This is a genomic window from Dokdonella aquatica (assembly GCF_051987395.1).
Lineage (GTDB): Bacteria > Pseudomonadota > Gammaproteobacteria > Xanthomonadales > Rhodanobacteraceae > Dokdonella.
Genome location: NZ_CP197094.1, coordinates 4,605,021 through 4,616,725 on the forward strand (window position 1 = coordinate 4,605,021; position 11,705 = coordinate 4,616,725).

12 protein-coding genes are annotated in these 11,705 nt (G+C 70.6%); 1 reads left to right on the forward strand and 11 read right to left on the reverse strand.

Annotation, left to right across the window (positions count from 1 at the left end; genetic code table 11):
- Positions 1-8: 8 nt before the first annotated feature.
- Positions 9-1,181 (reverse strand): acyl-CoA dehydrogenase family protein, encoded by a 1,173-nt coding sequence (locus ACQQ2N_RS20515; RefSeq protein ID WP_440223439.1) that lies wholly within the window; start codon positions 1,179-1,181, stop codon positions 9-11.
- Positions 1,182-1,253: 72 nt separating this feature from the next.
- Positions 1,254-2,222, reverse strand: coding sequence for a hypothetical protein (locus ACQQ2N_RS20520; RefSeq protein ID WP_440223440.1), 969 nt, complete (start codon positions 2,220-2,222; stop codon positions 1,254-1,256).
- Positions 2,223-2,252: 30 nt separating this feature from the next.
- Between ACQQ2N_RS20520 and ACQQ2N_RS20525 the strand changes: the two genes are divergently transcribed.
- Positions 2,253-3,080 (forward strand): hypothetical protein, encoded by an 828-nt coding sequence (locus ACQQ2N_RS20525; RefSeq protein ID WP_440223441.1) that lies wholly within the window; start codon positions 2,253-2,255, stop codon positions 3,078-3,080.
- Positions 3,081-3,112: 32 nt separating this feature from the next.
- Here ACQQ2N_RS20525 and ACQQ2N_RS20530 read toward each other — a convergent pair whose 3' ends face one another.
- The 9 genes from ACQQ2N_RS20530 to ACQQ2N_RS20570 all read right to left on the reverse strand — a co-directional run bounded on the left by ACQQ2N_RS20530 (position 3,113) and on the right by ACQQ2N_RS20570 (position 11,644).
- Positions 3,113-3,616 carry a hypothetical protein gene (locus ACQQ2N_RS20530; protein ID WP_440223442.1) on the reverse strand — a complete coding sequence of 168 codons (504 nt, stop codon included), beginning with the start codon at positions 3,614-3,616 and terminating at the stop codon, positions 3,113-3,115.
- Between the two features lie 16 nt (positions 3,617-3,632).
- Positions 3,633-4,133, reverse strand: a complete 501-nt coding sequence (locus ACQQ2N_RS20535) for a hypothetical protein (protein WP_440223443.1) — start codon at positions 4,131-4,133, stop codon at positions 3,633-3,635.
- Positions 4,134-4,191: 58 nt separating this feature from the next.
- A complete protein-coding gene (locus ACQQ2N_RS20540; protein WP_440223444.1) occupies positions 4,192-4,995 on the reverse strand; it encodes a hypothetical protein in 804 nt (267 codons plus the stop codon).
- 107 nt (positions 4,996-5,102) lie between these two features.
- On the reverse strand, positions 5,103-6,107 hold the full coding sequence (locus ACQQ2N_RS20545; protein ID WP_440223445.1) for a hypothetical protein: 1,005 nt from the start codon (positions 6,105-6,107) through the stop codon (positions 5,103-5,105).
- A gap of 144 nt (positions 6,108-6,251) precedes the next feature.
- Positions 6,252-7,091, reverse strand: a complete 840-nt coding sequence (locus tag ACQQ2N_RS20550) for a hypothetical protein (protein WP_440223446.1) — start codon at positions 7,089-7,091, stop codon at positions 6,252-6,254.
- 83 nt (positions 7,092-7,174) lie between these two features.
- Complete coding sequence (locus ACQQ2N_RS20555; protein WP_440223447.1) at positions 7,175-8,185, reverse strand: hypothetical protein; 1,011 nt, start codon at positions 8,183-8,185, stop codon at positions 7,175-7,177.
- 30 nt (positions 8,186-8,215) lie between these two features.
- A complete protein-coding gene (locus ACQQ2N_RS20560; protein WP_440223448.1) occupies positions 8,216-9,154 on the reverse strand; it encodes a 5'-nucleotidase in 939 nt (312 codons plus the stop codon).
- 60 nt (positions 9,155-9,214) lie between these two features.
- A complete protein-coding gene (locus ACQQ2N_RS20565) occupies positions 9,215-10,741 on the reverse strand; it encodes a S8 family serine peptidase (RefSeq protein WP_440223449.1) in 1,527 nt (508 codons plus the stop codon).
- Between the two features lie 138 nt (positions 10,742-10,879).
- Positions 10,880-11,644 carry an NAD kinase gene (locus ACQQ2N_RS20570; protein ID WP_440223450.1) on the reverse strand — a complete coding sequence of 255 codons (765 nt, stop codon included), beginning with the start codon at positions 11,642-11,644 and terminating at the stop codon, positions 10,880-10,882.
- Between the last annotated feature and the right edge of the window lie 61 nt (positions 11,645-11,705).

Below are 11,705 nucleotides of genomic sequence, written 5' to 3' on the forward strand. Positions count from 1 at the left end.
GGCTGCGGTCAGAACGCGTTGATGCCGGTCAGCTCGCGGCCCACGACGAGCTGGTGCACGGTCTCGGTGCCTTCGTAGGTGATGACCGACTCGAGGTTGAGCGCGTGGCGGATCGGGCAGTGCTCGGTGGTGATGCCGGCGCCGCCGAGGATGTCGCGCGCCTCGCGCGCGATGTCGATGGCCATGCGGCAGTTGTTCCACTTGGCCAGCGAGACCTGGGTCGGCTGCATCGTGCCGGCATCCTTGAGGCGGCCGAGTTGCAGCGACAGCAGCTGCGCCATCGTGATGCGGCGGGCCATCTCGGCGAGCTTGATCTGCACGGCCTGGCGCGCGGCGATCGGCTGCTTGAACAGGATGCGGCTCTTGGAATACTCGAGCACCTCGGTGAGGCAGGCGATGGCCGCGCCGATCGGGCCCCAGGTGATGCCGTAGCGTGCCTGCGTGAGGCAGCCGAGCGGGCCCTTGAGGCCCTTCACATTGGGGAGGCGGTTGGCCTCGGGCACGCGCACGTTGTCGAGGAACAGCGCCGAGGTCACCGACGCGCGCAGGCTCATCTTCTTGTGGATCTCCTGCGCGGTGAAACCGGCGAAGTCCTTCTCGACGACGAAGCCCTGGATGCCGTCGTCGGTCTGCGCCCAGACGATCGCGATGTGGGCGAGGTTGCCGTTGGTGATCCACATCTTGGAGCCGTTGAGGATCCAGTCGGCGCCGTCCCTCTTCGCATGCGTGCGCATGCTGCCCGGGTCGGAGCCGCCCTGCGGCTCGGTCAGGCCGAAGCAGCCGATGACCTTGCCGGCGGCCATGTCGGGCAGCCAGCGCTGGCGCTGCTCCTCGGTGCCGTAGGCATAGATCGGGTACATGCACAGCGAGGACTGCACCGAGGCGAAGCTGCGGATGCCGGAATCACCGCGCTCGAGCTCCTGGCAGATCAGGCCGTAGGCGACGCCGTTGAGGCCGGCGCAGCCGTATTCGGTCGGCAGGCTCGAGCCGAGCAGGCCGAGCTCGGCCATCTCGGGGATCAGGTCGGTCGGGAACACGCCCTTGTCGAAGCAGTCGCCGATGATCGGCAGGACGCGCTCGTCGGTGAAGCGCGCGACCGAATCCTGCACCGCGCGCTCCTCCTCGGAGAGCAGCGAGCGCACATCGTAGAGGTCGACGGGATTGAGCGGGGTGGCGGCCATGGACGTATCCGGGTTCGGGTTAGCCCGGCATTGTACCGCCGGGCCTGCGGGCCGGTCACGGCGCCGGCGCGTTCAGCCGGCGCAGCGTGCCTGGAACAGCTGGGCACCCTGGCGCCGTGCGGCGTCGAGGCGCGCGGCCTCGAGATCCTCGCCGCGACGCTGGATCATGCCCTCGCGGCGGCGCTCCTGCTCGGCGGTCAGGCCGCCGCTGCGCTGGTCGGAAAGCCGCTGCGCCTCCGCGTAGACCACGGCGAGGTAGGGATCGGCCGTGAAGATCCACTGCCGGCCACGTCCATCGGCGGCATAGGCGCTCGCGAGCGCGCCGAGCGCACGGCAGTCGCCGCGTTCCAGCGCGCGTTTGAGGAACGTTCCGGCGAGCTCGCGGCGGCGTGCGACCTCGTCGAAGTTCTGCATGAGCGTGTTCGCGTCGCGCATGCCGGACAGGCCCCACTGCGAATAGTCGAGCATCGCCTCGGTGTCGCCGGCGAGCGCAGCCTTCTCGAGCCAGGCCACGCCGTCGTCGGCGAGCGATTCGTCGACGCCGGCACAGGCCTCGCGCAGGGTCGCGCCACGCTCGATCGACGCGGCGATGCGGTCGAGCTCGCGGTCGGTGGACGGTTCGCGCCCGTAGCGCCAGTAGAAGCGCTTGACCTCCTCGGTGCGCATCTCGGTGTCGCTGACGTCCATGACGCGGCGGCAGCGCATGAGGTGCATCGACAGCGCGTGCATCGCGTCGGCACGCCCCTGCCTTGCGAGCTCGAGCAGCTCGGGGATCGTCTCGGCGAGCGGCCTGGACGGATCCGGAAGATCCGCGCGGCGCGGCGGCGCGGCGGCGACGGGGTCGTCGTCGTCCTCGGTCTCATTCGCCGACGCGGGAGCGGCGTTGGTCGGCGCAGGCGCGGGCGCCGGGCCCGGGGGCGGCATACCGCGCTGCGCATCCCACCGCAGCCATGCGGCCCCCAGCACGCCTACAATGGCGATCGCCGCGAGCGCGCCGAGCACGCGCCGACGCCGTGCGCCCTGCCCAGCCGGCGCGTTCACGCGGAACCGTCCACGACCACACGATCATCGATGCGCATACCCGTCCTCACTTACCACGCGGTCAACATCCACGGCAACGACTACGCGAGCAACGACCATGTCGCGTTCGCCGAGGACCTGCGCCTCATCGACCGCCTCGGCCTGCGCGTGGTTCCGCTGCGCTGGGTCGTCGACCAGCACCTCGGCCTGGCCGATCGCGACCTGTCGCGCTGCGTCGCGCTGACCTGCGACGACGGCTCGGACTTCGACTTCCGCGACCTCGAGCATCCGGCCCACGGCCTGCAGCGCAGTCTCGCCGGTTGCATGGACGATTTCGTGAACGAACGCGGCGCCGCTGCCCAGCCGCATCTCGAACTGACCTCGTTCGTGATCGCCTCGGCCGAGGCGCGCGCCGACATCGACCGCGGCTCGCTGGTCGGACAGGGCTGGATGCGCGAGGACTGGTGGCGCGATGCACGCGCACGGCATCGCATCGCGATCGAGAACCACGGCTGGGACCACAATCACCCGAACGTGACCGCGCCCGGTGTCGACGGCATGGCGCGCGGCACGTTCTTCACGGTCGACAACCACGTCCGTGCGAGCGCGCAGATCGCCGCCGCGGCCGACTACATCGACGCGCGCATCGCGCCGTCACGCACGACGATCTTCTGCTACCCGTTCGGGCACGTGCCCGATTATCTGCCGCACGAGTACTTCCCGCACCACATGGCCGAGCACCGCATGCAGGCCGCGATGGGCGACGGTGCGCAGCCGGTCACGCGCGACAGCGACCGCTGGAACCTGCCGCGCTACATCTGCGGCTGGCACTGGCGCTCGCCCGAGGCGCTCGAGGTGATCCTGCGCGAGGCGGCCTGAGGTTCGCACCGGCCCCGCGCGGCGTACCGGCGTCAGAACGGACCGATCGCGTGCGCCTTGGCGACCAGCGCACGCCGCCGCGTGTCGTCGAGCGGCTTGTGCCAGCGCACGAGCAGCTTGTCGTGCCCGGCCGGTTCGAAGCCGGCTTGCAGGTCGACCTCGTAGGCACGCGTGTCGCCGCAATAGCCGAAGTACGCATCGCAGCGGTCGGCCAGCCGCACGAACGCGTAGCGCAGGGCATGCACCATGACGCCGCCCGCGGCCTCGATCGCCGCACGCTGGTCCTCGCGCATGCCACGCATGACTTCGCCGTCGGTGCACAGGCCTCCGACCAGCATGATGTCGCCGAACGGCAGGAAATGCAGGTACGAGAGCGGACGGAAACGACCTTCGCCGGCATCGAGGAAAACGCCGAGATGCACGGGATAATCCGGCACCGGGTGGCCGAACTTGCGATGGAACAGCGCACCGAAGAACGGCGACGCATCGTCGAGTTCGGTGATCGAGAGGAAGCCACGCAGCGGTTCGGGAAACATCGGGCGCATCGCTCCTTCAGAACGGCATGAAGCTCTTGGCCTTGGCGACCAGCTCGGCACGCCGGCGTGCCGGCAGCTCGCGCATCCAGCGTACGAGCAGGTAGTCGACACCGGTCTTCTCGAAGCCGACCTTCGGCGTCGTCTCCAGCGCACGCGCGTCGCCGCAGCACGTGAAGATCGCGTCGCGCCCGGGACCCCAGCGTTCGAAGCCGTAGCGCAGCGTGGCCAGCATGAGGGCGCCGTAGGCCTCGACCGCGGCGCGCTGCGCCTCGGGCATCGCGCGGAGCACGTCGCCGTCGGTGCACGCGCCGCCGGCGAGATGGATGTCGCCGCAATCGGTGAAGTGCACATAGCTGGCCGGCACGAACGCACCGTCGCCGCGCTTCCAGAATGCGACCACGTGGTGGCCGAAATCCGGCAGCACGGCCTTGTACTTGCGCTCGAACAGCGCCCCGGCGAAGGCCGGACCACGGTCGACCTCGGTGACGAGGATGAAATCGTCGATGGCGTCGTGCATGGCGGATCGTGCGGCGGAAAGGTGGCGACGATAGCAGCGCGCGCGCCGCGCGGGCCAGTCAGCGGGCGCAGCAGCGCGCGTACATCGCATCCGCGCGCGCCTGCGCTTCGGCAAGCTTTGCGGGGGTGAGGCGCCCGGCGGCATCGCCGAAACCCGCCACACGTTCGGGGGCAGCCCTGGCCAGCACGAGGTAGGCGGCATGGGCGGCGACGAAATCCTGGTCGACGAGGTTGCCGCCCGACCTGAATCCGAGCATCGACCACCAGAGTGCATCGAGGTCGCCCGCGTCGACGAGGCGGTCCATTTCCTCGCGTGACCTCTGCCCCAGCGCGACGAGTGCATCCAGCTCGCGGACACGCTCGGTGCGCGGCATGTCGCGCATCGTGTTCGGGCCGCGCAACAGCACCACCATGTCACGATCGCCGCGATCGACCGCGAGGCGCGCCCAGGCGATGCGCGAACCGATCTGTGCCGCCGACAGCGCCGTGCATTCCTCGCGGCGCTGGTTCGCGGCGAGCACGCGTTGCTCGCGCAGTTCACCAGCCTCGCAGGATTGCCCTTCCGAGCGCCGACGTTCGCAGGTCGCAGCATCGAGTTTCTCGATCGCGAGCTCGTTGGCGTACTGCACGTCGATCCACTCCGGCACCGCATCGCCGGGCGGTGGCTTGAAGTTCACGCAGGCATCGAGATGCTGGAACAGCACACGCAACGCATCGGCGCGCCCGCCGCGCGCAAGGCGTTCGAGCGTCGGCATCGCGGCGAGGAACTCCCGCCCGCCCAGCGTGTGCAGCTTGTCCGGAAGCGCCACGGGCAACGGCGCCGGTTCGATCGCGCGCGGCCGAGGCACTTCGACGGGCGCCACGGGCACGGGGTCCTGCACGATGGCATCCCGACGGTCGCCCGCCTCGAATCCGAGACGGAAGGCCAGGGCCGCGACGACACACCACGCGAGAACACGCACGCCAGCCTTCATGGCGCACCCTGTGCGCAGCAGGCCGCGTGGCGCGCCTCGCCGTAGGCTCGCGCGGCCTCGCGCGTCGCGGCGTCGAGCGTGGATTCGAGTCGGCGCAGGCGACGGCGGATGTCGTCATCGGCTGCGGGTGTCCACAACCCGGTTCGCCACGGCAACGGCACCGAGCCGCCGCCTCGCGCGCCCAGCATGGCGGCGTGCAGGTAGGCATAGGCGAGCGCGGGGGATGGCGGCGCGAGCCAGCCCTCCTCGTGGATCTCGCCGATCGCGGCGAGCGCGCGCCAGTCCCCCGCGGCGAGTGCCCGGCGCAGGCCGGCGAGCGCGCGGTCGCGCTGCGCCGGCATCTCCACGAGCGGCGACCACTGGTTGAACGCTTCGAGCCAGTACGACACCCGCGCGTCGGCATCGTCGAGATCGCTCGCGACCGCCTGGGCCACGCGCCATGCGTCGATCGGCACGTGGCCGGCGCCCTCGCAGTCGGCGGCCAGTGTCCTCCAGCGATCGAGCTGGCCCGCGTAGACCGACTCGACCGTCACGGGTGGCACGATCGACGTATCGGCACCGCGCTCCTGCAGCAAGGCGCGAAAACCGTCGGCGATCCGTACGGCATTGTCGAATCCCGAGGCGGTCGAGATCTCGGCGCGCTGCTCGACGGACTCGCCGTCGCGCAGCGGTTCGTAGCCCTCGCAACGCCTCAGGCCCTCGTACAGCGCGCGTGCCGCCGCGGCATCGCCGGCACGCGTGCGTTCGCGCAGGATGTCCACGGTCGTGCCGAACGAGCCTTGCGGAAGCGGATCCGAAGACGTTGCCGGCGACGCCCCTCCCGCACCGGCCATGCGGATCCAGCCGTCACCGGCGGCCAACGCCGCCTGCGCAGCGGTGTCGCCGGCCTCGTCGTTCACCATGACGGGAGGCGTCGCACGTGGACCGGGTGCAGCGGCCCTGTAGCCGGCGGCCCCGGCGGCCACCACGAGGACGAGTCCGAACCAGGTGCTTCCTCGCATGTGTGGCGTCCCTGCCCTCGCGTGCGCCGGACTCGGCCGGCAGGATGGTTCACGCCGAGCAGCGGCGCGCCTGCTTCGCGACATACGCCGTTCCGCAGCACGGACAATGGGCGACGATAGCAGCGCAGGCGCCGCGCGGGCCAGTCAGCGGGCGCAGCAGCGCGTGTACAAGGCCTCGGCGCGCGCGTGCGCGTCGGCGAGCTGGGCAGGCGTGAGGCCTTGCCCGAACGCGTTCCGACCCGCCAGCGACGCGATGCGTTCGGGTGCTGCCCGTTGCAACACCAGATACGCCGCGTACGCAGCGATGGGATCCTGGTCGACGAGCACGCCGCCCGACATCGAACCGAGGGCCATGCGCTGCAAGGCATCGAGGTCGCCCGCGTCGACGAGACGGTCCATCTCCTCGCGCAGGCGTCGCGACAGCGGCACGAGCGCATCGAGGTGACGCATGCGTTCGATACTGTCCATCCGGAACTGGGCCACGCCGTACAGTGCGGTCACCATCGCGCGGTCACCGCGCTCGACCGCGAGCCTCGCCCACTCCACGCGAGCGGCGATCTGCTGCGGCGACATCGCCGCGCATTCCGCACCGGAATCGCGCGCCATGCGAAGCGTCTCGTCGCGCCAGTCCGCCGCCTGGCAAACGCCTCCCTCGGCGCGGCGGCTCGCGCAGGTCGCCGCATCGATGCCTTCGCGCGACAACGCACGCCGGTACTGGTCGTCGGCCTTCGCCTCGATCTCCTCGTCGGTTTCGGAACGATGAGACGCACAAGCATCGAGCCTTCCGAACAGCACGCGCAACGCATCGGCGCGCCCGCCACGCGCGAGTCGTTCGAGCGTCGGCATGGCGGCCGCGAAATCGGCGCCGCGCAACGTATCGAGGGATTCGGGCAAGGCCACCACAGGCACACCGGCGACCGTGCGTCCGCGCACTGCGGGGGAAGTCTCGACGGCATCGGTATGCGACGGCGGCGGAGTCTCCATCGCGCGCGATCGCGCACCCCACTGGCCTGCCCAGAACGCCGCGCCCAGAGCTGCGACACAGACGCCGGCACGCAGGACGCGACTCACGGCGCCCCCGCGCAGCAGGCGGCATGACGTGTTTCGCCGTACGCGCGTGCGGCCTCGCGTGCAGCCGGACCGAGCGAGGCGCCGAGGTGGTCCAGGCGCTCGCGCAAGATCACGTCGGCGGCATCGCCCCCGCGGCCATGCCACGGCAACGGCGACAAGCCCGCACCGCGCGCACCGAGCGATGCGGCGTACGTGTAGGCGTAGGCGAGCTCGGGCGACGGCAGCGCGAGCCAGCCGGTCTCATGGATCTCGCCGATCGCCGCGAGCGCGCGCCAGTCGCCGGCAGCGAGCGCACGGCGCAGGCCGGCGAGTCCGCGCTCGCGTTGCGAGCGCATCCCGGCCAGCGGCGCCCGGCGGTCGAAGGCCTGCAGCCAGTACGACACGCGCATGTCGGGATCATCGAGATCGCTGGCAAGACCGTGGGCTTCGAACGCGTCGTCGTGCCCGATCATGCCCGCGCCTTCGCACTCCGCGGATCGCGCACGCTGCCTGTCGAGGTTCACCTCGTACAGCGACGCGATCGTGGGATCACGCACGCGGGAAGCGTCCTCGCCGCGCTTGCGCAGGCTTTCACGCAAGGTTTCGACATTGCTCCGGACCGTGTCGATGCCTTGCGCGGTGACGATCTCGGCACGCTCTTCGACCGTCTCGCCTTCCAGCAGCGGCGTATACGTGGCGCAGCGTTGCAAACCCTCGTAGAGCGCGCGCGCCGCCGCGGCATCGCCGGCACGTGCACGCTCGCGGAGCAGGTCGGCCGTGCGGCCGAACGAACCCTTTGGAAGCGGCGTGGGTGGAGCGGCGTCGATGGTCGCCTTGGGAGCCGATGCAGTCGATTCGAGCCAGGCATCCTTCACGGCGAATTCCATCCGCGCAGTGGCGATTCCCGGCGTGTGCGAGGTCCCATCCTCCGACGGCATGTCCTGCGACGGCTCGCGCCCACCCGACAGGACACCGGCGGCGCCCGCCGCGACCAGCGCGATGCCGAACCACCAGGTCTGTCGTCGCATGCGGCGTCCCTGCCCTGTCGTGTGCCGGACTCAGTCCGCCGGGTTGTGCACGCCGTGCGGCACGTGCCCGGTGGCGACGTGCTGGCGCGCCGACTCGACGTTGAGCATCGAGTCGTCGAAGAAGATGTCGGCGCCGAACGCTTCGAGGAACGGGCCCTTGCTGCGGCCGCCGAGAAAAAGGGCCTCGTCGAGGCGAACACCCCAGTCGCGCAGCGTGAGGATCACGCGCTTGTGGGCGGGCGCCGAGCGCGCGGTGACGAGCGCGGTGCGGATCGGCGAGCCGGCGATCGGGAACGCGGCCTGGATGCGGTGCAGGGCCTCGAGGAACGTGCGGAACGGGCCCACCGCGAGTGGCTCGCGCGCGTGCTCGATCTCGTTGCGGTGGAAGGCATCGAGGCCGTGGTCGTGCGAGACGCGTTCGGAATCGTCGCCGAAGATCACCGCGTCGCCGTCGAATGCGATGCGCAGCTGCTCGCTCGGCAACTCGGGCGCCTTCGAGGGAAGGATCGTCGCCGCGGCGACGCCGGCGGTGAGTGCACGGCGCACGTCCTCGACGTTGGCCGACAGGAACAGGTTGGCACCGAAGGGGTGCGCGTAGGCCGCCGTCGGCGCGCCATTGGTGAACGCCGCGCGCACGATGTCGAGGCCGTAGTGCTCGATCGCGTTGAAGATGCGCAGGCCCGTGTCGGCCGAATTCCGCGACAGCAGGATCACCTCGACGCGCGGCGCCTGCGGTGCAAGCGCGTTGAGGCGGAGCAGCTTGCGCACGAGCGGGAACGCGATGCCGGGTGCGAGCAGTTCGTCCTCGTGGGCGATCTGGTAGCGCGCGTAGGCATCGAGGCCGTCGCGCTCGAACAGCGCGTGGCTGTCGCCGAGATCGAACAGTGCGCGCGACGAGATCGCGACGACGAGCTTGTCGGATGCGGCGGGTGCCGCACGCGGCACGGCGGGTTCGGGGGCGGTCTCCATCCGCACCAGTCTACGCGAGGCGGCGCGGTGCCGGCATCGGGCACCGCGCCGCGGGGCGCATCAGGGCATGGCGTCGAACGTGTCGACGAAGATCGCCTCGGCCTTGCGGAACGCGGCATACACGTCGAGGCGGCCGTGGCCGACCATGTAGTTCGGCCACGTCGTCACGGCCGTTCCACCGCAGGTCTGCGTGTTGGTCGTGGCGATGCCGGCCGTGGTCGCGGTCGTGCGCAGGATCTCGGCGATCGCTTCGGGATCGCCCTTGAGCGCGGGGTTGGCCTGCATGAGCAGGGCCGCCGCACCGGCGACGTGCGGTGTCGCCATGCTGGTGCCGCTGCTCGTGCCGTAGGCGGTGTCGCTGCCACGCTGCGCCGAACGCACGCTGCTGCCCGGCGCGGAGAGGTCGGGACGCACGCGCGACGCACCCGGCGCAGGACCGCGCAGCGAGAAGCCCGAGAGCTGGTCACCGCTCGTGGTCGAACCGACCACGAAGGCCGAATCGTAGATCGCCGGCGGATCGACGATGCCGCCGCAGGTGGTACCGCCGTTGCCGGCGGCCGCGGCGAAGAAGATGCCGGCCGACACGAGGTTGTCGATCGCCTCGTGCACTTCCTGGCCGGTCACGCACTCCTCCGACGGCGGGCAGCCCCACGAATTGCCGATCACGTCGGGCGCGAGATCGGGATCCGGATCGTTGCCGGCAAGGTTGGTCGGCGCGAGGAACCACTGTGCGCATTCGTTGTAGTACGACGGCCTGCCGTCGCCGGCATTCATGTTGCGGCAACCTATGAAGCGCGCACCGGGGGCGACGCCGATCTGGTTGGTGCCGCCGTCGTCGCCGACCATCGTGCCGATCGTGTGCGTGCCGTGGCCGTTGTCGTCGCAGGGCTCCTGCCGGTCGCCGGCGCAGGTCGCGTTGCCCGTGCCGTGGATCGCATCGTGCCAGTTGTAGTTGTGGTCGGCCGCGGTGCCGTCCCAGCCGCGGTACTTGGCCTTGATCGCCGTGTGGGTCCAGCGGATGCCGGTATCCTGTCCCGAGATGATCACGCCCGCGCCGGTGATGCCGGCCGCCCAGACCAGCGGCGCGCGGATCTTGTCGACGCCCCACTCGATCGCGTTGACCGCATCGGGCCACGGACCCGGCTCGCTCGCCGTATCGGCGACCGCGAGGCGGCGTTGCAGCCCGTTGTCGCCGATGCGCTCGACACCCTCGAACGTGGCGAGTGCATCGATCTGCGCCGGCGTCAGCTCCGCGCGGATCATGTTGACGATCCAGAACGGCTGGTAGGCCACGCCTTGCGCCTCGAGCCACGCGCGCAACGGCGCCTGGCTCACGTCGGCGGTCGCACGCAGCGTGTCGACGAGCGCGCGCCGGCGCTCGAGGTAGGTGCCGTCGTTGCGCAGCAACTGCTTGGGCGCACGCGCCTCGAGCACGATCAGCGCATCGGCCCGGCCTTCGCGCGAGGCCTTCGCGCGGAGGCCGTCGGCGACGTCGACCGCGAACGAGGGAGCCGACACGGAGCCGGCGACGAGGGCAAGCGCGATGACCCGCGCGAGCGGGTGCGGAGCGGGAGCGCGATGGCGCATGGTGGATTTCCCCGGTGATGATGGACGAGGCTTCGTGACCCTCCCGTCGCGAAGCCTTCCAAGACTAGCGTCGATGCGTCCCGCGTGGGCGCCGCGGACCCGGCCGATCATGCAGATTTCGTGAAATCCCTCGCGGGATCAGAACGTGAACTGCTCGTTGATGATGCGCTCCTCGAGGTTGTGCTCGGGATCGAACAGCAGCGTCACGGTCTGCTCGGTCGACTCGCGCACGATCACCTCGACGACGTCGCGCACTTCGTTCGAGTCGGCCGTCGCGCTGACCGGGCGCTTGTACGGATCGAGCACGTCGAAGCGGATCTCGAGCCGCGCCGGCAGCACGGCGCCACGCCAGCGGCGCGGACGGAACGGGCTGATCGGGGTCATCGCGAGCAGTTGCGAGCCAAACGGCAGGATCGGGCCGTGCGCGGAGAGGTTGTAGGCCGTGGAGCCCGCCGGCGTCGCGACGAGCACGCCGTCGCACATGAGCTCGTCGATCTTGACCGCGCCGTTGATCGACACGCGCACGTGCGCGGCCTGCTTGGTCTGGCGCAGCAGCGACACCTCGTTGAACGCGAGCGCCTCGACGGTGGTGCCGGCCTCGGTGCTCGCACGCATCACGAGCGGACGCAGCACGGCCGGTTGCGCGCGCTCGATGCGCGCCTCGAGGTCGTCGACATGGTGCTGGTTGAGCAGGAAACCGACCGTGCCGAGCTTCATGCCGTAGAACGGCAGCTTGCGCGCCATGTGCCGGTGCAGCGTGCGCAGCATGAAGCCGTCGCCGCCGAGCGCGACGACGACGTCGGCCTCCTCGACCGGCGTCTCGCCATAGCGCTTGCGGAGATCGGCGAGTGCAGCCTGCGACTCGTCGGAGGGGCTCGCGACGAAGGCGATGCGTCGACTCACGTGGTGGTCCCGTAGCGGCGGCGTGGAGCCCGACTCTAGCAGACCGTGCCGGATACGCGAG